The sequence below is a fragment of the Geobacillus sp. FSL K6-3411 genome, assembly GCF_037965715.1.
Taxonomy (GTDB): domain Bacteria; phylum Bacillota; class Bacilli; order Bacillales; family Anoxybacillaceae; genus Geobacillus; species Geobacillus thermodenitrificans.
The window spans coordinates 1,381,932-1,405,156 of record NZ_CP150187.1; the positions used below are offsets into that span (position 1 = coordinate 1,381,932).

The window sequence follows — 23,225 nt, forward strand, 5'->3', positions numbered from 1 at the left end:
GGAAGCCTGCTTTATTTTGTATTGAGCTTTTTCGCAGCATTTTCGAGCTTGCTTTTCGGGTCAGGGGTAAGCGTCCCGTCTTGGCCAAAGCCTTGCGGATTGACGCCCGGCGCCTTCGTGCCGCGGTTTTTGCCGCCGTTTTTCGCCATCGTTTTCACCTCCACTCGGATAGTATGGCCGCTTCGGGTGAAAATATAAGCAAAGCGCGGTCGGCAAAGGAGGGAAGAACGATGAACAAAGGGTTAAAAACGGCGCTCGCGACGATCGCGCTGGCGCAGTTTTTAAAAATTCCGATTAAGCAGCTGGAGACAGGCCGATGGGACTGGCGGCTCTTTTTTGAAACGGGCGGAATGCCAAGCTCCCACTCGGCAGGTGTTTCTGCTTTAGCGACATTTATCGCCCTTGAGCGAGGCGTGCGCACGATCGATTTTGCCTTGGCTGCGTTATTTGGATTGATCGTTATGTATGATGCACAAGGGGTGCGGCGCCAAGCGGGGGAACTCGCCCTGCGCCTCAACGAACTGGCCGAGGAAGTGAAAAAGCTGGAAGACGATCCGAAACAAGACGTATACAAAAAACGACAGCAACAGCTCCGCGCCCGTCTTGGCCATCAGCCGATCGAAGTTGTTGGTGGAGCGTTCCTCGGGATCATGACTGGTGCTGTTTCGCATTGGCTGTGTCGCCGCAGACGAAGGGGTAGGGAGTGAAGCGAATGGAGCGCTTGCTTCAGAGGATCATGACAGCGAAACGCCCAACGTGACGAAAAAAGCTGTCCCACTGTTCACGCAGGACAGCTTTTGCTGCTACGAGGAGATATTCCGCTTTTCCCGCCACCGTTTCCCCCATGAGCGCGCACTTGGAAGTTCGGAGAGGATCATGCCGGCCAAAATTGCGATGCCGCCGAGCCAAGCAGATGGCGACAGCCGTTCGCCAGCCCAAAGATAGGCGGTCAAAGCAGCAAATACCGGCTCCATAGCGAAAATGAGTGCTACACGAGTTGGCGTCGTATATTTTTGCACCCCTGTTTGGATTAAAAAAGCGGCTGTCGTCGCCAGTAGCGAAGTGATCGTGAGCGCTCCCCACACTTCCGGACGGCGGAGCACCGTCGTATCCCACATGTTCGTTGCCTCTTCAAGACAAAAGGCGAAGATGAAGCAAAGGATGGCGACGGTAAAAATTTGCACCATCGTTAACAGCAATGTTGAATAACGCGACGAATATTGACCCGTCACGATAATGTGCATGGCAAAGGAAATGGCGCAAAAAAAGACGAATACGTCACCGCGGTTGAATGACAACTCGGCTCCGCCTGTCAGCCAATATAAACCGAAGGCGGCAAGCACCGCTCCGATGGCCGCATTCGTGGTCGGGTTTTGCTTTAAAATCAAAAACGAAAACAGCGGCACGAGAACAACGCTCAGCCCGGTAATAAAGCCCGCTTTCGATGAAGTTGTATACAAAAGCCCGACCGTTTGAAGCGCATAGCCGCCAAACAACCATAGCCCCATCCAAGCACCTGCACCGATGACCCGCCACGATAACTGCCTGAGCAGCGGGCGGGAAACGATGGCGATCCATGCGAAAAGGAACAAGCCAGCAAAACTGAAGCGGATGGCGTTAAACGACAGCGGTTCTAAAAAGGAAATGGCATTTTGGACGACGACGAACGTCGCCCCCCAGACGAACGCGACTGCCAGCAAACTAAGATCAGCGACGGTTTGCTGCTTCAATTCAATTCCCCCTTGTTTGTCTGTTCACATCTAGTCATTTGATACGCTGCTAGCCGCTAGTGTATCATAAATCAACCGAAAAAAGACATATTTTTTTGAAAAAAAGTGGGGGATGTAAGAAAACGGTTGATACAACCGTTCGTCGTGCATAAAAATAAGTAATGAACAAGGGGGAAAGTGTGGTAAAATAAAAACCAGCTCTGATCATTGCGACACGGAAGGGTGACAACAGTTGGATGTGCAAATCCAATGGACATATATCACACCGAAAAAACAAGAAGCCGTTCTCGTGTCAGATTGGACCGATGCCAACGAGGCGCTGGTGTTGGCCGACGATTTTGAAAAAACCGGGCGCACGAAGGCGCTTGAGTTCATCGACCGAAACGGAATCTCGTGGTCAAAAAAAGAACTTCAGAAGCTATTGAAAGAAATCGAAAGCGAGCCGCATGACGTCGTTGCGTATTTTGATGGCGGCTTTGACCATGAGACGACCCAAGGCGGCGTCGGTGCGGTCATATATTATAAGCAAAACGACCATCGCTATCGGCTGCGTGCTAACCGCCAGCTTGGCGAAATCAGATCGAACAACGAAGCGGAGTATGCGGCGTTTTGGTTTGTGATGCAGATGCTTGAGGAGCTTGGCGTCCGCCATTTGCCAGTGACGTTTCGCGGCGACTCCCATGTTGTGTTAAAGCAGCTGTCGGGCGACTGGCCGTGTTTTGAAGAAGATCATAACGCCTGGCTTGACCGCATTGAGGCTAAAATGCGCGATCTCGACATTCAGCCGACGTATGAGCCGATTTCACGAAAGCAAAATAAAGAGGCTGATTCCCTTGCGCGCCAAGCGCTCGACGGGCAACTAATCACAAGCCAAATGGAATTGACGGAGAAAGGGTAAGGTTGTATGGGAAAAAAGCGAAACCGACGCAAAGAAATATTGGAACAAATCGCCTGGCTTGAAGAAACGTACTGTGACGGCTGTTTTTTAAAAAGCACATTCCGGAAAGAGTACGGCAAGACGTACGCCCAGTCGTTTTGCATCCAGCAATGCACGGTTGGGGAACAAATGCGGCAGTACGGGGAGATGCTGCTTTCCGCATCGCCGCGCCCGCGCCAGTGACAGGCGGCAAAGGGCGACAGCGTTTTTCTCAGGGGCGGTTTGTGCGGGTGATAAGGCGCCAAACGGCGTTTCACGCGCTTAGAGACAACAAGGCTGCAGCGCGTATCACACGGTGAGCAACGATAACGAAAAGCGCTTCGTCCGGCGTGTAAAACGGGGGAACGGGTACGTCCGAAGATGCGGACAGCAAAAAGAGCTTCGCGTGGCGAAGCTCCGTCTGATTCGGATTATTGTTGCGCCTCGCGAAGCTGGTGTTCAGCGCGGGTCAATTTTTGTTCGCACCGGGCAAGAAAGTCACCGTCTACGCCAGTCGCTTCCTGCCGGGCACGGGCGAGTTGGCGGCGGGCATTTTCGACCGCTTGTTCTGCATGGTTAAGCATCTCCGGATCAAGTTGCATTGTCGCTTGACCGACCATTTTTTCCGCCGTCTCGACGAACATTTCGACTTGCTTCAAGTCGTTGTATCCTGTATGTACGTCGGCATCGCGTTTTGCCATATGAACACCTCCCTTTTGTTATTGTTTGCCGCCTTGTCGGAACTATGCAAAAGGAAAACGAAAAAGGCATCCTTGCTTATGCAGGATGCCTTTTGTTCCGCTGCCGTTCTTTCGTCTATGTCAACGAAGCATTATAATTTGACAACGTTCGCTGCTTGCGGTCCGCGGTTTCCTTGTACGATTTCAAACGAAACTTCTTGGCCTTCTTCTAACGTTTTGAACCCTTCACCTTGGATTGCCGTGAAGTGAACGAATACGTCCGAACCGCCTTCCACTTCGATAAAACCGTAGCCTTTTTCGTTGTTAAACCATTTTACTTTACCACGTTGCATAATACTGAATTCCTCCTAATACCTTTAGCCAGCCTGGCTAACCTCAAGATTTTTTATCAAATAACAAAATATACTCCACAGCAACCCAAGATGAGTATTCGTGTTGAATGCCTGAAATATATTCTGTTATGTGATGACTTTACTATACACTACCAAAGGTCGCTGCGTCAAGCAAAAGAAAGGAAATTTCCGAAAAAGAGGCTTGCTCTTCGAAAAAGCGCCACAAAGAAAAGGAAAACGGGCCACCGAAGGAGAAAAAAGTCATGAACGACCGAAAAAAACCATACATTGGAATAGGAACGACGAAAAGGGGGAGAAGCGGATGTACCGCGGAAAAATCGCGGGTCAAGAAGTGATTGTCCGGCTGGGCAACCGAGTCAGCCGCCGCTATTTCAGCAACAATAAAATTTACCACATGGTTCTTTCGTATGGCGAATCGGCGTTTCGTAAAGGACAGGACACGTTTTGCATCTATAATGATCGCGTCGGTCTGATCGTCGCGGAAGTCGAGCAGCAGGATGTCCCGGTCATCCGGATCGACTACATTATTGAAAATGAAAATGTATACGAATAACTGATTGACAAGAGAAGGCGAATGCGGTAATCTCTGGTGTAAGCGGTAACAAAAAATGCATTCGTCTGTTTCATCCCGAGACAGACTTTTGCCGTGCAGGCAATCGTCTGTTTATTTTTTGGCTTTGGTTGAAACGGGCGGCGGCTGTTTTTCGTATATTGGAATGACAAGAGTGACAGACTAAAGAGGTGACAATTAGTGTTGCTGCGTAAAATGATGTCAAAGGTCGGGGTCGGGTCGGCGCGTGTCGACTTGATTTTAAATAAATCGTTATGGCGACAGGGTGAAACGATTCAAGGGGTCGTTCATATTTATGGTGGAACGGTCGAGCAGACGATCGAGCGGCTCGATGTTGAGCTTGTACAAAAAACGATTGAAAACGGCAAGGAGCGCGATGCGGTCGTAGCTGTCATCCCGGCGGCTGGAGCGTTTGCGATCAAGCCGGGGGAGAAAAAGGAAATCCCGTTTGCTTACACGATCCCAGAGACGTTGCCGATGTCGCGTCCAGGCCGATCATACCGGTTCATCACCCGCCTCGATATCGAGGATGCGGTCGATACGCTCGACTTCGACTACGTGCAAATTTTACCGAAAAAATAGGTTGACAACGCTTACAAACTTGCGCTATCCTAAAGACAAGTTAATCATTTTGTGGCGGAGAAACGGAGACCCACACATGTTTCCTTTGAATAGGGGAAGTGTGTGGGTCTTTGTTTTTTTGCCCAACGTGCAACCTTCCGGAAGGAGCACTGAAGCAGGAAATGGCAGAGGAAATCACGAATGAAAAGGGGGAAGAGACCAAATGTCACCATTTTTAGGAGAACTCGTCGGAACGGCGCTGCTCATCATTTTCGGATCCGGGGTGTGCGCCGGCGTGAACTTAAAGAAATCGTATGCCGCGAATTCCGGTTGGATCGTGATTACGATGGGGTGGGGGCTAGCAGTCGCGATCGCAGCGTATGCCGTCGGCCAATATAGCGGCGCTCATCTCAATCCGGCCTTAACCGTGGCGTTGGCCATAAGCGGCGACTTCCCATGGGACGATGTACTGATGTATGTCATTGCTCAGGTACTTGGGGCGATGATTGGGGCGGCTGTTGTTTATCTCCACTATTGGCCGCATTGGAAAGAAACAGATGATCCTAGTATTAAGCTCGGTGTATTTGCTACTAGTCCGGCCGTGCCGAATGTGTCTGCTAACTTGCTGAGCGAAATGATCGGTACGTTTGTGCTCGTCCTAGGGATTTTAGCCATTGGTGCCAACCGATTCGCCGATGGCCTCAACCCGTTTATTGTCGGCTTTCTCATTATCGCCATCGGCTTGTCGCTCGGCGGTACGACCGGGTATGCCATCAACCCGGCACGTGATTTCGGACCGCGCCTCGCCCACTTTTTGTTGCCGATCCCGGGAAAAGGACCATCAAATTGGTCGTACGCCTGGGTGCCGATTATCGGGCCGCTGCTTGGCGGTGCGCTTGGCAGTCTAGTATATAAAGCGTTGTTTTTAGGAAAGACAAGTGCGGCGCTATGGGGCGTGCTCATTGCCGCGGCGGCGGTGCTGGCTGGAGCTGGCATGATGAAAGGAAAAGGGGCGGGCTCGGCGGTAGCGGATCGCCGTTCAGTTTGATAGGAGGCCCGGTGTTTGCGGCGGTGTCATTGAGCTGAAAAAATCAAGTAGGAGAGGAGAATGTTCATGACAGATCAATATATTTTAGCGATTGACCAAGGCACAACAAGCTCGCGCGCCATTTTGTTCAACCGTGGTGGAGAAATTGTTCATATGGCGCAAAAAGAATTTACGCAATATTTCCCACAGCCCGGCTGGGTTGAGCATAATGCGAACGAAATTTGGGGCTCGGTGCTTGCGGTCATTGCCAGTGTCTTGTCTGAGGCGCAAGTGAAGCCGGAACAAGTGGCGGCGATCGGCATTACGAACCAGCGGGAAACGACCGTTGTCTGGGAAAAAGAGAGCGGCAATCCGATTTACAACGCCATCGTTTGGCAATCGCGGCAAACGGCTGATATTTGCGACGAGTTGAAAGCGAAAGGGTATGATCCGCTGTTTCGCGAAAAAACGGGGCTGCTCATTGACGCTTATTTTTCGGGAACGAAAGTGAAATGGATTTTAGATCATGTCGACGGAGCGCGTGAACGGGCGGAGCGCGGCGAGCTGCTGTTTGGCACGATCGACACGTGGCTTATTTGGAAGCTGTCCGGCGGCCGCGCTCATGTGACTGATTACTCGAATGCGTCGCGTACATTGATGTTTAACATTCATACGCTTGAATGGGACGATGAGTTGCTTGCAATTTTAAACGTGCCAAAGGCGATGCTCCCTGAGGTGCGGCCGTCCTCGGAAGTATATGCGAAAACCGTTCCGCATCATTTCTTCGGCGTGGAAGTGCCGATCGCTGGGGCGGCGGGTGACCAGCAGGCAGCCTTGTTCGGACAGGCGTGCTTTGCTGAAGGGATGGCGAAGAATACATACGGCACCGGCTGCTTTATGCTCATGAACACCGGAGAAAAAGCGGTGCAGTCAAAACACGGGCTGTTGACAACAATTGCTTGGGGCATCGATGGCAAAGTCGAATATGCGCTTGAAGGCAGCATCTTCGTCGCCGGTTCGGCCATTCAATGGCTGCGCGACGGCTTGCGGATGATCAAAACGGCGGCTGACAGCGAAACGTACGCCGAAAAAGTCGAGTCAACGGACGGGGTGTACGTTGTCCCGGCGTTCGTCGGTCTCGGCACGCCGTATTGGGACAGCGAGGTGCGTGGAGCGGTGTTTGGCCTCACACGTGGCACGACGAAAGAACATTTCATCCGTGCGACATTGGAATCGCTCGCCTACCAGACAAGGGACGTGCTCGCCGCTATGGAAGCGGATGCCGGCTTGCCGCTGACGACATTGCGCGTCGACGGAGGAGCGGTGAAAAACAACTTGCTCATGCAGTTTCAAAGCGATTTGCTCGCTGTGCCGGTCGAGCGGCCGATGATTAGCGAGACGACCGCGCTTGGAGCGGCGTACTTAGCTGGGCTGGCGGTCGGCTATTGGGGCAGTCGTGAAGATATTGCTGCCCAGTGGCAGCTTGAGCGCCGCTTTGAGCCGCAGATGACTGACGATAAGCGAACGGCACTCTATGAAGGCTGGAAAAAAGCAGTGCGGGCGGCGATGATGTTTAAATAACGGGAAGAAAACGGATACCCTTGGCTGAGGGTGTCCGTTTTTTGGTGGTTCAAAACAGGAGCAAAGCTGATGGTAGCGAAGGGCAGGGATGTCAGCGCACGCCCTGACAAGCCTTTACTTGTTCGCAACCCGTCTGGAAAAGAGAAAGACAACCGCTATCTTATTTTATAAAACTATGTGCTAAATATTCAACAACCATAAAAAAGCAACAGCTGGCAAAAACCAAAACAACCTATCATCTCGCTTGCGTTGCAACATCAAGCAGCCAGCGCCTCAAAGTAACTAAAATAGGCAGAAGAAACAAAAAGTTTGCACTTTTGTTTCCCCATGGTAATATAAGAGTAAATTGCATATGTCTTATCAAGAGTGGGCGAGAGAACGGGCTTGATGACCCCACAGCAACCTGCCGCTGGCAAGGTGCTAAAACCCGCAAAGCGAGTTCGCTTTGGATGATAAGAACGGTTCCACCCCTTTTCGCATCATTCCGAGGCGAAAGGGGTTTTTTGATGGATGGGAGGTGAGGAAGAAACAATGGCGGAACGATTTTCGATCCGCGCTTGCATGGCGGCACATTTGCCGGCTGCGGCGTTTGCGGTTCACGTTATGCGTTGCGTGCGGGCGGAACTCATTCAGTTTGATTCACAGGCGGTCGTGCATGTCGACCGTGAGGACGGGTATGTCCATTTGTATGGGGAAGCACAAGGAACGATATTTTCTATCTTGCTAACGAACGCTGAGGTGGATGAATGGAAAGCGGAAGATCCGTATGCCCTTGACCGCTATATATGGATGGAGCTAGGAAAAAAAGAAATTTTGCCTACGCGAATGACACCGTATTTGCGAGCAGTGTTTTCCATTGAGTCCTAAAGAAGAACAACGAATGACCGCAAAAAAATGGGCATATGCCATCATCCAAGTATCGCAGCACCAAAAGCATGTTATCAAAACGCCGTCGGTCTGGAACGGTTAAGATACATACAAACGAGACGCCTGAGACGCCGAAATGAACGTTTTTACAACTTGACGAGTCGGTTATCGGCGAGCTGATTGAAAGGATACAACACAAATTTGCCCGCTGAAGGGAAATGACATCACTTCGCATAAGGCAAGGCATTGAGCAAAAGAAAGAGAGGCTCGTGTCGGTTGGTGGTTCCGTTTGTCCGAGGAAGAGATGACGAGCCGAAAGAAAGCAAGAATCCTCATCGTCTGGGCCGCCTGTTGCCATCGATCTTTGGGCGTTAGGGCATGGCTAACGCCCTTCCATTTTCTTGTCTCGACCGCATGCCGATCGGTGGCATGAGTTTATCAGCTTTGTTTTATACAGGGGGGAGTTGGGCTGAATCAGGAACGATTCCCGGTGAGGGGTCAACTCCTTGTTTGCAACGCGCGTTCGGGTTATTAAACGAAGGGCGGTGTGGACGGAAAGGGACGTTGATGTAAAAAGAGCTCTTTGGGGGTCGTGGTCTTTTCGATCCGATGATATACTAGAAAAAGAGGGGAGGAGATTTAGTGGAAGAAACGATCGTTCACGCCATTCAAGATGACTATCCGGATGAATTTGCTTGGTGCTATGGCTGTGGCCGACTGAATGAACATGGCCACCATTTCCGCACTGGATGGCAGGGAGACAAGACGGTAACCGTATACACTCCGCGCCCAGAACATACGGCCATCCCTGGATTTGTGTACGGTGGACTGATCGCCTCGCTGATCGACTGCCACGGCACCGGCTCAGCAGCGCTTGCGTTGCACCGGAAAAATGGCCATGAGCCGGGCAGTGGGGAAGCGCCGCCGCGCTTTGTCACCGCTTCACTGCATGTCGATTTTCTCAAACCGACGCCGCACGGTGTGCCGCTTGTGGCCATCGGCACGGTGACGGAAATTCATCCGAAAAAATGGCAAGTCGACGCCGAAGTGTTTGCGAACGGCGAATTGTGTGCCCGCGGACAAGTCGTAGCTGTCGTCATGCCAAAAACATTTGTCCGTCCTTAACAGACAGCGAAAAGCGCCGGAGAGCCGCCGTTTTTTGACAGCGCTTTCTTCGGCGCTTTGCAGCTGGAGTTCGACTAAGGACGGCAATGTTGCTTTCGCGTTTAGTTTCTCTATTGGAGAAATCACGTTGTTGTATATTATCAACCTTCTAGCGTCCAAGAACGTTTAGTAGACATTGTTCTTTCATCGTTTGTCCATAATCAGCACCGATGACGTAGCGCTTGCTACCTCTTTGCCGTTTTGCCGTACGGTGGCGGTCACATAGGCGATAGTCCGGCCGAATTTTTCCACTTGTGCCTCGATTTCTGCTTCTCCGGCTTCCATCGGACGATGAAATGTCGTTTGCAAGTTGATTGACGCATGGAGTTGATCATCGCGAAGCAAGGTCGTCACCGCATAAGCCATCATAATGTCTGCCGCCGCTCCGACAAATCCGCCCATGATCACCCCATTGCCGTTAAGCAATGATTCGCTTACCGTCCATACACCTTTCGCATAGCCGTCCCGAGCTTCCGTCAAGTGAACGCCAAGTGTTACGTCGCATGGCGGCGGCGCGCTTTGACCAGTGATCACCTCGTGCAAGTTCGTCAATTGCTTCATCTCTAACACCCTTTCTGTTATGAATCATGGTGGTTGTATTCGCCAAACAGCGACGATTTCCTCTTTTCTCGTTGGGAGGAAGGAGAATGGAAAAGAGAAAGCGAAAAAGTCCAATCGAGGAAAACCGAAAGGAGGAAGAGTGGATGTACCAACCACCAGAGGCGAGCTGCTGGACGGGGCGGGTGGACAGTGTGAGCGATGAACGGGCGTTTCGTCTCCATCAGCGCATTCGCCTATTAGATTTATCGGGGCCATTAACGCCGTTGGAACAAGCAGCGGCTTTTATTGGATTTGTGTGCGACGAAGGAGTGCGCCACAATCAAGGACGCCAAGGAGCGAAAGAGGCGCCAGCCGCCGTGAAAGCAGCGTTGGCGCGGTTGCCATGGCATCTTCCATCAGGAGCGTCGATCTACGATGCAGGCGATATCGTTTGTGCTGACGGACGTCTCGAACAAAGCCAGGCCGAACTCGGAAAAGCCATCGCCCGCCTGTTGCAGAGCGGGGTGGCGCCGGTGGTGATCGGCGGCGGCCATGAGACGGCGTATGGCCATTACTTGGGCGTCCGTGCAGCGCTTGGGCCGAACGCTCGATTGGGCATCATCAATATTGACGCTCATTTCGATTTGCGTCCGTACGACAACGGGCCGACGTCAGGGACGATGTTTCGACAAATATTAGATGAAGATAAACAGGTGGGGTATTGCTGCTTAGGGATTCAGCGGCTTGGGAACACGGCAGCGCTGTTTGCGGACGCGGAGAGGTACGGATGCGAATACATACTCGAAGAACAGCTAACGGCGGGAGCGATCGAGGCGGCTTATGAACGAATTGAACAATTTGCCTTGAGGCATGACAGCATAATATTGACCATTTGCATGGACGCGATCAGTGCGGCTGCAGCGCCAGGAGTGAGCGCGCCGTCGCCGTTTGGACTCTCTCCATCATTGGCACGTGCGCTCATTCGCCGAATCGTTTCCCACCCAAAAACAATCAGTGTGGATCTTTGCGAAGTCAATCCGCTCGTTGATGAAGGCGGAAAAACAGTGGCGTTAGCCGCCGCCTTCTGCATGGAAGCGCTTCTTCATTTTCGACGTTTGCAACCGAGGCGGTGAGAAGATGAAATTGGTCATTGCCGAACGGGATCACAACGAACGGGAGGCGATCCGCTGGCTTGTGTCTGCGTATTCACTGCCGATTGAGCAAGTGTACACGGCGGCCACGGTGGAGGAGATGAGGGCGCTTCTAGAGCGGGAGGCGCCGGAGCTATTGTATGTCGAATTAGATATGATTCCGTATGAACAATGGGGGAAAGCGACGTCTTGCATCCGTTTGTTTTGCCAGCGGGTGATTGCGGTGACCGCCGAGGCGACATTCGCGCGGGCAAAACAAGCCATCGATTTACAATGCGTCGATTTGCTTGTGAAGCCGCTTGAGCCCGCCAAACTGAAACAAGCGTTGAGAACGGCGGCTTCGCTTTCCGCTGGCGGTGAACGCCCCCGTCTTGATGCCCATTTTGACGATTATCGCCCGTTATTTTACGAGGACTTTGCTGATGTCTCCTTCCATGTATGGCTGGTGCAAGCGGAACAGCCTTCCCTATCTGCTGAGGTGGTTCGCTTTTTAACGAGCTATCCGTTTCGCCGGCGTGCGCGCGTATTACCGTTGACTCATATGGCGGTGTGCCTTTTTCCCGAGCTGCCGGGCAATGGAAAGGAAGAAGCATGGAAGATGATGCGCGATTGGGAGGAGGAACATCATGAACCGTTGGCGGTGGTCATCATGCCACCGGATGGTCAGCAATCGGTGCGTATGCGCTATCAAGCTGCCCGCCGGCTGCTCGAGACGACATTTTTTATCGGCTACCAGCAAGTGATTGCTCCAGCGCCTGAATATGAACAGTGGCGTGAGTTGGATCCGTTTTTGACGCCGGAAGAGCAACGACAATGGGTTGAAATGCTTGAGCAGTTTGACCACGAGGCGGTCAAACGATGGTTGCAGAATGAATTTTCCCATTGGACGCCGCCGTTTCCGAGCCCAGAGATGGTACGCACGCGGCTGACGAGTATCTTGGCGCAAATCCGGCGATTCATGAAAACATACCGTCTTGACCACGGCACGATGGAATGTGAGTACATGCGTCTATTTCAAGACATTTTGTACAATCCTGTGCTGTATCGTATCGTCCAAGAATTGATTTTGTTTTTATACCGGCTGCTCCACGAAGCGAGGAGGGCTGAGGAAGGTGCGCGTGTCGACGCCATCGAACGGGGGCTTCGCTATATGGAAACGCATTTTCGCGATCCGTCGCTCACGCTGGAGCGGACCGCGGCAGCAGCCGGACGCAGCCCTGCGTATTTCAGCCATTTGTTGTCGACAAAGCGCGGTGTGACGTTTCGCCAATGGCTGACGAAACGGCGACTCGAGGAGGCAAAGCGGTTGCTTCGACAAACCGACTTGTCTGTGAAAGAAATCGCCGAACAGACTGGGTTTCGGACAGCTCATTATTTGACGCGCGTCTTTAAAGCCGAACTGAACCGGACGCCGACCGCCTACCGTGATGAACAACGGCTCCATCGGTCATCACCGCAGTAGACAGTTTTTCGAAAGAAATGAACATATATCAAAAGAAATGGACGGATGTGGTATAAAGAAATATGAAATTTCTAAAAAAACGGATCAACTTTAAAAGAAGAGCATCTATCTCCCTCCTCTTGGCTTCCTTCATAATAAAAAGCAAAGAGGAAAAAGAGGGGGATGACGATGGGAAACAAACGGACGGTTCAAGCGCTTTCAGGAACAACGCGGCAAGCGAAAGGGTGGATTCAGGAAGCAGCGCTCCGCATGTTAAACAACAACTTGCATCCGGATGTCGCCGAGCGGCCGGATGAATTGATCGTCTACGGCGGCATCGGTAAAGCGGCGCGCAACTGGGAATGTTATGAGGCGATTGTGGACACTCTTCTTCGTTTAGAAAACGATGAGACATTGCTCATTCAATCGGGGAAGCCGGTCGCGGTGTTTCGCACCCATCCGAACGCGCCGCGCGTGCTCATCGCCAACTCTAACCTCGTGCCGGCATGGGCGACGTGGGACCATTTCCATGAACTCGACAAAAAAGGATTGATCATGTACGGGCAAATGACGGCCGGCAGCTGGATTTACATCGGAAGCCAAGGCATCGTTCAAGGGACGTACGAAACGTTCGCCGAAGTGGCGCGCCAGCACTTTGGCGGCACACTGGCGGGAACGATCACGGTCACGGCTGGCCTTGGCGGCATGGGTGGGGCGCAGCCGTTGGCAGTGACGATGAACGGCGGCGTCTGTATTGCTATCGAAGTCGACCCGGCTCGCATCCAGCGCCGTCTTGACACGAAATATCTTGACACGATGACTGACAGCCTAGACGTCGCGCTTCAAATGGCAAAACAAGCGAAAGAAGAGAAAAAAGCGCTGTCGATCGGTCTTGTCGGCAATGCGGCCGAAGTGCTGCCGCAGCTCGTTGACATAGGCTTTATTCCTGACGTTTTGACCGATCAAACGTCCGCTCATGATCCGTTAAATGGCTATATTCCTGCTCGTTTGACACTCGAGGAAGCCGCCGAGCTGCGGGTGCGCGATCCGAAGCAGTATGTTGCTCGTGCCAAACAATCGATCGCTGAGCACGTAAGGGCGATGCTTGTGATGCAAAAACAAGGGGCAGTGACGTTTGATTACGGTAACAACATTCGTCAAGTGGCGAAAGACGAAGGAGTCGAGGATGCCTTCTCCTTCCCGGGGTTTGTGCCAGCTTACATCCGCCCGCTCTTTTGCGAAGGAAAAGGCCCGTTCCGTTGGGTGGCGCTCTCCGGCGACCCGGAAGACATTTATAAGACGGATGAAGTCATTTTGCGCGAATTCAGCGATAATGAACGCCTTTGCCATTGGATTCGCATGGCGCAAAAACAAATCAAGTTTCAAGGGCTGCCGGCGCGCATTTGCTGGCTCGGCTACGGCGAACGGGCGAAGTTCGGGAAAATCATTAACGACATGGTCGCTCGCGGCGAATTGAAGGCGCCGATCGTCATCGGACGCGATCATTTAGATTCGGGATCTGTCGCCTCGCCGAACCGAGAAACGGAAGGAATGAAAGATGGAAGTGACGCCATTGCCGACTGGCCGATTTTAAACGCGTTATTGAATGCGGTCGGCGGTGCGAGCTGGGTGTCGGTTCACCATGGCGGTGGCGTCGGTATGGGCTATTCGCTTCATGCTGGCATGGTTATTGTCGCCGATGGCACGAAAGAGGCGGAAGAACGGTTGGCGCGTGTGTTGACGACCGATCCGGGACTTGGTGTCGTCCGCCACGCTGATGCGGGGTATGAGCTCGCCATTCGCACGGCGAAAGAAAAAGGTATTGATATGCCAATGCTGAAGTAGAAAAGGGGAGATAAGATGCGCCCACTCTTTATCCGCCGCGCTCGCCAACTCGTCACGCTGGCGGGAAGCTCCGCGGCTCCGCTTGTCAGAGAAAAGATGAACGACCTTCAAATCATTGAAAACGGAAGCGTCTGGATCGAGCGGGGGGTGATCATTGCCGTTGGTCCGGACGATGAACTGGCTCACCGATTTGCCGATCGGATCGGTGAGGCGGATGTGATCGACGCCCGCGGCAAAACGGTCACTCCCGGACTCATCGACCCCCACACTCATCTCGTGTACGCCGGCAGCCGTGAACATGAATGGACGATGCGTCTCCGTGGGGCGACGTATATGGAGATCATGAACGCTGGCGGCGGCATTCATGCGACGACAAAAGCGACACGCGAGGCGTCGGAAGAAATGCTGTATGAGGAAAGCAAGCGGCGGCTGGATCTGTTTTTGCTTCATGGTGTCACAACCGTTGAGGCGAAAAGCGGCTACGGTTTAAGCTTTGAAGGCGAAATCAAGCAGCTCGAAGTTGCCAAGAGGCTTCATGACACCCACCCGGTTGATGTCGTTTCCACTTTTCTTGGTGCTCATGCCGTCCCGCCGGAGTGGAAGGACGATCGGGATGGATACATCCGCTTGATCATGGAAGCAATGATTCCTGAGGTTAGTCGTCGAGGCTTGGCCGAGTTCAACGATGTTTTCTGTGAGCGTGGTGTATTTACCCCTGATGAGGCGCGCCGCATCCTCGAAGCGGGCAAGGCGCACGGCTTGACGCCGAAAATCCACGCCGATGAAATCGAACCGTACGGCGGTGCCGAACTGGCTGCTGAGGTTGGGGCGATTTCGGCCGACCACTTGCTCCGTGCGTCTGATGAAGGCCTCCGCCGCATGGCGGAGCGCGGCGTGATCGGCGTTCTTTTGCCAGGTACGGCATTTTTCTTAATGACCCAGGCCGCTGACGCCCGCCGCTTGATCGACAACGGCGTTCCTGTCGCCCTAGCGACTGACTGCAATCCTGGTTCATCGCCGACCGTTTCACTGCCGCTTGTCATGAGCCTTGCCTGTTTGCATATGCGCATGACCCCGGCTGAGGCGCTCGCCGCCGCCACAATCAACGCCGCCCACGCCATCGGCCGCTCTCACGTGATCGGCAGCCTTGAACCGGGCAAGAAAGCGGATTTGGCCATTTTCAACGCCGCAAACTATATGCAAATCATGTACTATTACGGCGTCAACCATACGGAGATGGTGATTAAGGGTGGGAAGATCGTGGTGAATGAAGGCAAGGTATGCATCTGAAGGGGAATAGTCTTCCGTGGAGGTGTTTGGCGACCGGGAGCGGGATGCTTCCGGTTGCATCGTCTTGTGTAAGAAGAACAATGGGGGTGGAGGAAAATGAAAACGGATACAAATGTACCGCCATCCGTACCGACACCAACGCCAACAAGCGGTGCATGGAAGTTTTTCGTCTTTAGTGCCATCGGTATTTTCGTATTTTTTGTCCCGGTGTCCATCGGAGGCACATCATCGATTTTACTCGATCATATTGTTACATGGATTCGCGCGCAGTTCCCGGGACTCGTACCGTATTATGCGCTTATTGTTATTGCTCTTGGAGCGATCCATCCATTCTATAATAAGACATGGAACAAAGACGCGGTCACTGCTGTTTTTTCCATTTTCAAAGTACTTGGCTTGATCGTGGCTGTCATGCTTGTGTTTCAGATTGGTCCGGCATGGCTGTTTCAGCCGGATATGGGGCCGTTTTTGTACGATAAGCTCGTCATTTCCGTCGGCTTGCTTGTGCCGATTGGTTCCGTTTTTCTCGCTCTGCTTGTTGGTTACGGGCTTCTTGAATTCGTCGGTGTTTGGATGCAGCCGATCATGCGGCCGATTTGGAAAACACCGGGCCGCTCGGCCATCGATGCTGTTGCCTCCTTTGTCGGTAGCTACTCCATTGGCCTTTTGATCACGAACAAAGTGTTCAAAGAGGGCAAATATACGGTGAAAGAGGCGGCAATCATCGCTACCGGTTTTTCCACCGTATCCGTCACATTTATGGTGGTTGTCGCCAAAACGTTAGGGCTCATGTCGATATGGAACACGTATTTTTGGGTGACATTTCTTGTCACATTTGCCGTTACAGCCATCACCGCACGGATTTGGCCGCTAAGTCGCATGAGCGATGAGTATTACGACGGCAAGGGGGACCCCGAGCAAAGAGTGACGGGGAACTATATGAAACAAGCTTGGTCTGAGGCGATGAAAGCGGTAGCGCAGTCAAAAGGAATCGGGACGAACATATGGGAAAACTTGCGCGATGGCTTTATGATGACGATGGGCATTTTGCCTTCGATTATGTCGGTCGGACTGATCGGGCTGCTGCTCGCTGAATATACGCCGTTGTTTGATTGGCTGGGGTATTTGTTTTATCCGTTTACTCTTCTCTTGCAAATTCCAGAGCCGTTGTTGGCAGCGAAAGCCTCCGCTATCGAGATTGCCGAAATGTTTTTGCCGGCCTTGCTTGTCACCGAAGCTCCGCTCGTAACGAAATTTATTATTGCCGTTGTATCAATTTCCGCCATCTTGTTCTTTTCCGCTGTCATCCCATGCATTGTATCGACCGAAATTCCACTTAGCTTGCCGAAATTGCTCGTCATTTGGTTTGAGCGGACGGTGTTGACGCTCATCCTCACCGCACCGCTGGCATACTGGCTTCTTTGACAACCGGTTGATGCTGAAGAGAGTGTTCAGATGCTTTTCCTACAACAAGAACAATTGTCAGTGAAGGTAGCGACCGTTTGCTCATCATGTTTGTTGGAGCGGTCAAATGAAGCGCACTGAAGATGAAAATTCATCCAGGCCCAAAGACTCTTTCCTTTTTATAATAGTGATTAGCGAAAACAAACAGGAACTAGGAAGGAGAGGGTGTATGGTGTATTTACTCAAGCCCTTGCTCGTGATGGTCATCCTTTTTTCCTTATCCGCATGCAGTATATGGGAAAAGAATGAAAGACAAGTTCATTCCCCTCCGTCTACCGTTAGTGATATTGAAAAACTACCTATAAAAATAGATCAGAACATCATTGAGCGCATCAATTGGGAAGTAAGTCCGGTTTTTCAATCTGGAAATTGTTTGATGCGCGGAGTGCCGAATAAAGTGGGGTTCATTGATGCACCGTTTACAGCCAATCAAGGGAACAAATACATGTGGCATTTCTGGGGGGATTCCATTCCAGAAGGAAAGCTGACAATCGTGGCCGTGAAAAAAGGAAGCAACGATGTCGCCCCTGCGTTAACCGTAGACGGAAAAAGTGTTTGGACAACGTCAGTTCCAGGGAGTCCGAACAATGGGGCGGACGCCCATATTCCATCAAATATGAAACTGAGAGAATCCGGAACATGGGCCTTGCTTATTTATCTCGGAAACACGTACTGGGACTACGTTGTCATCGACGTCCATTGAACGGCGAGAAACTCCTTGATACAAACTGACCCACATAATCAGTGAAGCTAAAGGTGTTACCGCCTCTTTGACCTGGCTATAGACCGTTGGTGTAAAGGTGGTCAGTGCAAGTGGAAGACAATCATCCACCCCAACGCTTCGTTCGCTTGAGGGTGGATGATTTCGTTTGATCGTACCAGTATGGAAACTCCAAAACTTGTAAAGCGATCGTAACCATCAATGCTTCAAATATCGTCATTAGCACCACTCTTCAATCGACTATGTCATGTATCGTCAAGAGAATCGATGAACATCGGTTTTGAGAGCCCGTCCACATCATAGACAACCGCTCACATCGTTTCTCGTTGTTGCTTTAACAAATCGCGGATTTCAGTGAGCAGCTCTTCTTCTTTTGTCAAAGTCGGTTCTGTTTCCTCCATCTCTTCTTGTTTTTTCACACGCTCATATAGTTTGTTAATCAGTTTGACAAACAGGAAAATCGAGAAGGCAATGATCAAAAAATCAACGACCGTTTGAATAAATGCGCCGTATTTGACTACCGCCTTGCCGACTTTCCATGATAAGTTGCTAAAATCGATGCCGCCTAAAAGCAACCCGACAAGTGGCATGATGATGTCATTGACGAGCGAGGAAACGATTTTGCCAAACGCTCCACCGATGATCACCCCAACGGCTAAATCGATGACATTGCCGCGGATGGCAAATTTTTTAAATTCGTTCCACATACGAATCCCCTTCCTTAGAATGGTGTTCTTCCGCATTATATCATAAATCGCCACGTGGCATTTCTCCAGCCCAAATCATAGAAAATCCATCATATTTATAGTATTATAAAATATCAGGCGTGTTGATTATCCAATAAAATCCAAAGGGTATAGAAAAAAGAGCACCTTTCCTGTAGAATGTGAGTAGCGACACAAACAAACCCAGGAGGTGCTCTCTATGAACAAGCATACCACACTCCCGAATTTGATGCAAAAACTTGTTTCGGATGAAGAGATTCAACTGATTGCCGAAGCGGTTGGGTATCGTGATTCGTCTCGAACCTTTACGTTGCGCGAGTTGATTCACTTCTTCCTGCTGGCCGCCATGCATCAATGGAAAAGCTTTCGCCACGGAGCCGATGTGGGGCCTCTGTATGGATTGCCGCGATTCCATTATTCAACTGTATCCAAGAAAGCGAAAGAAGTTCCCTATGACATCATGAAACGCTTGTTGGCGTTGATCATTTCCAAGTGCAACCGCCAAACCCGCCGCTCGCTTCGGTTTCCCAAACCGCTTCGGGTGGTGGATTCGACGACCGTCACGGTCGGGAAAAACCGCCTGCCATGGGCGCCGTATCACGGCGAACGCGCCGGAGTGAAGCTGCACGTCGCGTATTCGCCGGAATCCTCGTTGCCGGCAGACGTGGTGGAAACCATCGGACTGCGTCATGATGGCCCGGTGGGAGAACAGTTGACGAACGCTCAACAAGTGCTGGTGGAAGACCGGGCGTATTTCAAAATCGAACGCCTCGATCGATTTGTGGAGCAGCATCAGCTCTTTGTCATTCGGATGAAGGACAACATCGAACTTCATCAGAAAAAAAGCTTGAAACGCCTTTCCAGCACATCCTCATCGGTTCAAGCCGACTTCACGTGCCAGTTGGGGACGAAACAATGCCGCTCCACCAAGCGTCACCGGGTGGTGATCTTTCGAGATGCGAATGGCCGCGACATTCGGGTCGTGACGAACCTCTTCCATGCGTCTGCGGAAACCATTGCCGACATGTACCAACAACGTTGGACTGTTGAGGTCTTTTTCCGTTGGGTGAAGCAATATCTGAATGTCCCGACCTTGTTTGGCACGACGGAAAATGCGGTATACAACCAACTGTTTGCGGCGTTCATCGCGTATGTGTTGCTGCGATGGCTGTATGATCAAACCAAAAAACAGACGAACGTCTCTCTTTCCTTCATTTCGTTCGTTCGCCGTTTTTTCTCTGGGCAGCTTCCTCTCGATTGGAAATCCGGGATGGCCGCTGCTTTGTTTGAGTATGCCCAAATTTATGGAAGGCGTATGTCTAATTTTGGATAATCAACACTCGTGATAAAATATATTAAATTAACGAATAAAAGGGGGATATGCACCGTGGAAATGACTGCGCAGCGAGATGTTCGCGCGAAACAGGCAGCAAACGCCCCGAAAAATCCAACCGCATGGATCATTGCGGTCTCCTGTTTTGTGTTAATCGGCGGAGCACTGTTCTTATATAGCCGCGTGTCTTGGCAACAGGCGCTTTTGTACGTGCTGGGTGCGTTTGGCGGCTTTGTGCTTTATCAAGCCCATTTCGGTTTTACTTCGGCCTGGCGGAAATTCATTTTGTACCGTCAAGGGGAAGGCATTCGAGCACAGATGGTCATGATGGCGGTGGCAAGTGCGTTGTTTTTGCCGTTGCTGATAAAAGGATCGATATTCGGCCATTCCGTTGCTGGGAATGTGCATGAAGTCGGCATTGCTGTCATGATTGGTGCCTTTATTTTCGGGATCGGCATGCAGCTGGGTGACGGCTGCGCGTCCGGAACGCTGTACCATATTGGCGGCGGTGATACGAACGGTGTCGTCACCTTGATCGGGTTTATCGCTGGATCGGTCATTGCGACGACGCATTTTGATGTTTGGATGCGTATGCCGCACGTCGATCCGATTTCGCTTATTGCTTCGTTTGGTGCATGGGGCGGCTTTCTGCTGCAACTTGTTTTGCTGGCGGTTGTCTATTATGTCGTGACGGTGATGGAAAAGCGGCGCCACGGCAAGCTGTTGACGGCACCGCTTGAACACCGCCACGGATGGAAAACCATTTACAAAGGCCCATGGTCATTGTTGGTTGGCGCGTTATTATTGGCGCTGATGAACGTGCTTGTTCTCATGTTCAAAGGTTCGCCGTGGGGCATCACATCCGCATTCGCCTTGTGGGGAGCGAAGTTTGTCCAGCTGTTTGGTGTCGATCCGACGGCTTGGGCGTATTGGCAAGATGAGGCGAAACGGCAGGCGCTCGCCAATCCGCTCTACTACGATACAACGACGGTCATGGACATTAGCTTAATGTTCGGCGCCTTATTGGCCGCAGCGCTCGCTGGCCGCTATGCGAAACCCGTGCAATGGAAGCGGCCGACGCGCATGACAATCGGTGCACTCATCGGTGGATTGATGATGGGATACGGTGCCCGGTTGGCGTTCGGCTGCAACATCGGCGCGTATTTCAGCGGCATCGCTTCCTTCAGCGTCCATGGTTGGATTTGGTTTGTGTTTGCTTTCCTTGGCAGCTTGATCGGTGTCAAGTTGCGTCCGTATTGCGCATATAAAAACTAGCAATCTTGCATCCCGCTTATACGCGGGATGCGTTTTTCATTTGTAGGGGCTGTATGATACAATAGTAAAGATTGGAAGCAGAGGCGTCATTTTCGAATGGATGCGATGGAAAGGATGAGAGACATGCGAACGAAAGGTTCCATCGTCTGCATCGGCGGGGTGAACGTCGATCGGAAAGCGCGGCTGCTTGTGCCGTTTGAGCTCGGCACGTCCCATCCTGTTGTGAGCACGCAAACAGCAGGTGGGGTGGCGAGAAACATCGCCGAAAATATCGGTAGGCTCGGGCAAAACGTTGCGCTCCTCAGCGTAGTCGGTGGCGACCATGACGGTCAATGGCTCATTGATGCCACGAGTCCATATGTTGACACAAGGATGGTCACACGAATACCGGAAGCGAACACCGGCGCATATACGGCGGTGCTCGATGAGCGTGGCGAGATGGTACTCGCCTTGGCCGATATGGCGATTTATGATACAGTAAGGAACGAATGGCTGAAGCAGCGATGGTTGAAATTCGGTCCGATTTCTGCTGTCGTGCTCGATACGAATTTTCCGACTGATGTCATCTCATGGGTGATCGAGCAGTGCCGCCAAGACCGCCTTCCGCTTTGCGTCGTGACTGTGTCCGTGCCCAAAGTGAAGCGGTTGCCGACGGTTCTTTCCGGTGTCACTTGGCTTGTCACGAATCAGGCGGAAGCCATGGCGCTTGCGGGGAAACGCCGCCTTGATGATGCGATCGAATCGCTTTTTCGTTTGGGAGTGGAAAATATCGTCATCACGCGCGGGGCTGAGGGCGTCGTGTACGCGACAAGGAAAGGGGAGAGGGGAGCGATTGCAGCTCCTGTGGTCAAGGTTGCCGATGCTACCGGGGCGGGCGATGCGTTCGCAGCTGGATTTTTGTATGGCGTCTTGAACGGACATATGGTGGAAGACGCCTGCCGCCTCGGGATAAGCAACGCGGCTTTGACGCTGCAAACCGCCGAAACGGTAAATCCCGCTTTGACGGAACAACGGTTGCGAGCGGCGTATGAACAGTATTTTCACGAGGGAGGAGAATCATAATGAACGACATCCTTGTTTTTTCTGAAGAAGTGGCCGCAGCGAAAGCGGAACGCAAGCCAATCGTCGCTTTGGAGTCAACGATCATTTCCCACGGCATGCCGTACCCGGAAAACGTCCAAACAGCGAAAGAGGTTGAACAACTGATCCGCAGCCGCGGTGCTGTGCCGGCGACGATCGCCATCATCGATGGAAAGATGAAAATCGGGCTAACGGATGACGAGCTTGAATTTTTAGGCACAAGCCGTGACATTGAAAAAGTGAGCCGCCGCGATTTGCCATATGTCGTCGCGAAAAAGAAACATGGGGCGACCACCGTGGCAGCGACGATGATTTGTGCGGCGATGGCGGGCATTAACGTGTTTGCGACCGGCGGCATCGGCGGGGTACACCGTGGGGCCGAGCGGACGATGGACATCTCAGCTGACTTGCAAGAACTCGCGCAAACAAACGTCGCCGTCGTCTGTGCAGGGGCGAAATCGATTTTGGATTTAGGCTTGACGCTCGAGTATCTAGAGACGCACGGTGTTCCGGTCCTTGGCTATCAGACGGACATCCTGCCAGCCTTTTACTCACGGACAAGCCCGTTTCGCGTCGACTACCGTTTAGACAGCGCAGAAGAAATCGCCCAGTTCATTGAAACGAAATGGGCGCTCGGCTTAGACGGCGGCATCGTCGTCGCCAATCCGGTTCCGCAAGAAGACGAGCTCGAGGAATCGTACATTACTTCCATCATTGAACAAGCGCTTAAGGAGGCAGAAGAAAAGCACATCACCGGCAAAGCGGTCACCCCGTTTTTGCTAGATCGGGTGAAAACATTAACTGAAGGGAAAAGTTTAAAAGCGAACATCGCCCTAGTGAAAAACAATGCTGTTTTAGCGGCGGATATTGCCCGGGCGCTTTCGTAAGG

Annotated in this window: 26 protein-coding genes and 1 riboswitch; of the genes, 20 read left to right on the forward strand and 6 right to left on the reverse strand. The window is 51.9% G+C overall.

The genetic code is table 11. The features are described from left to right. Positions 1–11 precede the first annotated feature (11 nt). On the reverse strand, positions 12–149 hold the full coding sequence (sspL, locus tag NSQ22_RS07030) for a small, acid-soluble spore protein L (RefSeq protein ID WP_008879507.1): 138 nt from the start codon (positions 147–149) through the stop codon (positions 12–14). An 81-nt stretch (positions 150–230) separates the two neighbouring features. On the opposite strand from sspL, the gene NSQ22_RS07035 reads away from it, so the two are divergent. Further along, positions 231–707, forward strand: a complete 477-nt coding sequence (locus tag NSQ22_RS07035; RefSeq protein WP_008879506.1) for a divergent PAP2 family protein — start codon at positions 231–233, stop codon at positions 705–707. Positions 708–803: 96 nt separating this feature from the next. Here NSQ22_RS07035 and NSQ22_RS07040 read toward each other — a convergent pair whose 3' ends face one another. Further along, positions 804–1,730, reverse strand: a complete 927-nt coding sequence (locus NSQ22_RS07040; protein WP_060475776.1) for a DMT family transporter — start codon at positions 1,728–1,730, stop codon at positions 804–806. A 232-nt stretch (positions 1,731–1,962) separates the two neighbouring features. Between NSQ22_RS07040 and NSQ22_RS07045 the strand changes: the two genes are divergently transcribed. Together NSQ22_RS07045 and NSQ22_RS07050 are read left to right on the forward strand one after the other, a co-directional pair. After that, a complete protein-coding gene (locus NSQ22_RS07045; RefSeq protein WP_008879504.1) occupies positions 1,963–2,628 on the forward strand; it encodes a ribonuclease H family protein in 666 nt (221 codons plus the stop codon). 6 nt (positions 2,629–2,634) lie between these two features. Beyond that, the gene (locus NSQ22_RS07050) at positions 2,635–2,850 is read left to right on the forward strand and encodes a zinc-finger domain-containing protein (RefSeq protein WP_008879503.1); all 216 of its coding nucleotides are present in this window, start codon (positions 2,635–2,637) and stop codon (positions 2,848–2,850) included. Between the two features lie 227 nt (positions 2,851–3,077). On the opposite strand, the gene NSQ22_RS07055 is transcribed toward NSQ22_RS07050, so the two are convergent. Both NSQ22_RS07055 and cspD read right to left on the reverse strand, forming a co-directional pair. After that, entirely contained in the window at positions 3,078–3,347 is a 270-nt protein-coding gene (locus NSQ22_RS07055; protein ID WP_008879502.1) for a DUF2564 family protein, read from the reverse strand. A 131-nt stretch (positions 3,348–3,478) separates the two neighbouring features. Next, complete coding sequence (gene cspD / locus NSQ22_RS07060; protein WP_003251474.1) at positions 3,479–3,679, reverse strand: cold-shock protein CspD; 201 nt, start codon at positions 3,677–3,679, stop codon at positions 3,479–3,481. Positions 3,680–4,001: 322 nt separating this feature from the next. On the opposite strand from cspD, the gene NSQ22_RS07065 reads away from it, so the two are divergent. The 7 genes from NSQ22_RS07065 to NSQ22_RS07095 all read left to right on the forward strand — a co-directional run bounded on the left by NSQ22_RS07065 (position 4,002) and on the right by NSQ22_RS07095 (position 9,432). Further along, complete coding sequence (locus NSQ22_RS07065; protein WP_008879501.1) at positions 4,002–4,253, forward strand: hypothetical protein; 252 nt, start codon at positions 4,002–4,004, stop codon at positions 4,251–4,253. A gap of 198 nt (positions 4,254–4,451) precedes the next feature. Then, on the forward strand, positions 4,452–4,853 hold the full coding sequence (locus NSQ22_RS07070; protein WP_008879500.1) for a sporulation protein: 402 nt from the start codon (positions 4,452–4,454) through the stop codon (positions 4,851–4,853). Positions 4,854–5,055: 202 nt separating this feature from the next. Beyond that, a complete protein-coding gene (locus NSQ22_RS07075; protein ID WP_339264399.1) occupies positions 5,056–5,880 on the forward strand; it encodes an MIP/aquaporin family protein in 825 nt (274 codons plus the stop codon). A gap of 66 nt (positions 5,881–5,946) precedes the next feature. Next, entirely contained in the window at positions 5,947–7,440 is a 1,494-nt protein-coding gene (gene glpK / locus NSQ22_RS07080; RefSeq protein WP_327054744.1) for a glycerol kinase GlpK, read from the forward strand. A gap of 354 nt (positions 7,441–7,794) precedes the next feature. Beyond that, positions 7,795–7,899, forward strand: a riboswitch (SAM riboswitch). Positions 7,900–7,971: 72 nt separating this feature from the next. Further along, a complete protein-coding gene (locus tag NSQ22_RS07085) occupies positions 7,972–8,307 on the forward strand; it encodes a hypothetical protein (protein ID WP_029760520.1) in 336 nt (111 codons plus the stop codon). Between the two features lie 378 nt (positions 8,308–8,685). Beyond that, positions 8,686–8,880: a hypothetical protein gene (locus NSQ22_RS07090; RefSeq protein WP_328191021.1), complete on the forward strand. Its 195-nt coding sequence runs from the start codon at positions 8,686–8,688 to the stop codon at positions 8,878–8,880. A 69-nt stretch (positions 8,881–8,949) separates the two neighbouring features. After that, positions 8,950–9,432, forward strand: a complete 483-nt coding sequence (locus NSQ22_RS07095) for a PaaI family thioesterase (protein WP_008879496.1) — start codon at positions 8,950–8,952, stop codon at positions 9,430–9,432. Positions 9,433–9,615: 183 nt separating this feature from the next. Here the strand turns inward: NSQ22_RS07095 and NSQ22_RS07100 are convergent, their stop codons facing one another. Next, positions 9,616–10,032 carry a PaaI family thioesterase gene (locus NSQ22_RS07100; protein ID WP_008879495.1) on the reverse strand — a complete coding sequence of 139 codons (417 nt, stop codon included), beginning with the start codon at positions 10,030–10,032 and terminating at the stop codon, positions 9,616–9,618. 143 nt (positions 10,033–10,175) lie between these two features. Here NSQ22_RS07100 and hutG point away from each other — a divergent pair, with 143 nt between their 5' ends. The 6 genes from hutG (at position 10,176) to NSQ22_RS07130 (ending at position 17,905) form a co-directional block, all read left to right on the forward strand. Continuing rightward, positions 10,176–11,144 carry a formimidoylglutamase gene (gene hutG / locus NSQ22_RS07105; RefSeq protein ID WP_327054752.1) on the forward strand — a complete coding sequence of 323 codons (969 nt, stop codon included), beginning with the start codon at positions 10,176–10,178 and terminating at the stop codon, positions 11,142–11,144. 4 nt (positions 11,145–11,148) lie between these two features. After that, positions 11,149–12,624 (forward strand): helix-turn-helix domain-containing protein, encoded by a 1,476-nt coding sequence (locus tag NSQ22_RS07110; protein WP_008879493.1) that lies wholly within the window; start codon positions 11,149–11,151, stop codon positions 12,622–12,624. Between the two features lie 168 nt (positions 12,625–12,792). After that, a complete protein-coding gene (gene hutU, locus NSQ22_RS07115; protein WP_172437877.1) occupies positions 12,793–14,448 on the forward strand; it encodes a urocanate hydratase in 1,656 nt (551 codons plus the stop codon). A 15-nt stretch (positions 14,449–14,463) separates the two neighbouring features. Then, the gene (gene hutI, locus NSQ22_RS07120; protein ID WP_099232856.1) at positions 14,464–15,738 is read left to right on the forward strand and encodes an imidazolonepropionase; all 1,275 of its coding nucleotides are present in this window, start codon (positions 14,464–14,466) and stop codon (positions 15,736–15,738) included. A gap of 96 nt (positions 15,739–15,834) precedes the next feature. Beyond that, a complete protein-coding gene (locus tag NSQ22_RS07125) occupies positions 15,835–17,163 on the forward strand; it encodes a YjiH family protein (RefSeq protein ID WP_008879490.1) in 1,329 nt (442 codons plus the stop codon). A gap of 238 nt (positions 17,164–17,401) precedes the next feature. Next, a complete protein-coding gene (locus NSQ22_RS07130) occupies positions 17,402–17,905 on the forward strand; it encodes a DUF4871 domain-containing protein (protein ID WP_339264611.1) in 504 nt (167 codons plus the stop codon). Positions 17,906–18,234: 329 nt separating this feature from the next. Here the strand turns inward: NSQ22_RS07130 and mscL are convergent, their stop codons facing one another. Beyond that, entirely contained in the window at positions 18,235–18,630 is a 396-nt protein-coding gene (gene mscL / locus NSQ22_RS07135) for a large conductance mechanosensitive channel protein MscL (RefSeq protein WP_011887221.1), read from the reverse strand. Between the two features lie 217 nt (positions 18,631–18,847). Here mscL and NSQ22_RS07140 point away from each other — a divergent pair, with 217 nt between their 5' ends. The 4 genes from NSQ22_RS07140 to NSQ22_RS07155 all read left to right on the forward strand — a co-directional run bounded on the left by NSQ22_RS07140 (position 18,848) and on the right by NSQ22_RS07155 (position 23,223). Beyond that, positions 18,848–19,981, forward strand: coding sequence for an IS4-like element IS5377 family transposase (locus NSQ22_RS07140; protein WP_015374614.1), 1,134 nt, complete (start codon positions 18,848–18,850; stop codon positions 19,979–19,981). Positions 19,982–20,035: 54 nt separating this feature from the next. Then, positions 20,036–21,256 (forward strand): YeeE/YedE family protein, encoded by a 1,221-nt coding sequence (locus NSQ22_RS07145; RefSeq protein ID WP_172437876.1) that lies wholly within the window; start codon positions 20,036–20,038, stop codon positions 21,254–21,256. Between the two features lie 123 nt (positions 21,257–21,379). After that, complete coding sequence (locus NSQ22_RS07150) at positions 21,380–22,318, forward strand: carbohydrate kinase family protein (protein WP_236927506.1); 939 nt, start codon at positions 21,380–21,382, stop codon at positions 22,316–22,318. Further along, complete coding sequence (locus NSQ22_RS07155) at positions 22,318–23,223, forward strand: pseudouridine-5'-phosphate glycosidase (RefSeq protein WP_008879485.1); 906 nt, start codon at positions 22,318–22,320, stop codon at positions 23,221–23,223. The genes NSQ22_RS07150 and NSQ22_RS07155 overlap by 1 nt, the downstream gene beginning before the upstream one ends. Positions 23,224–23,225 lie beyond the last annotated feature (2 nt).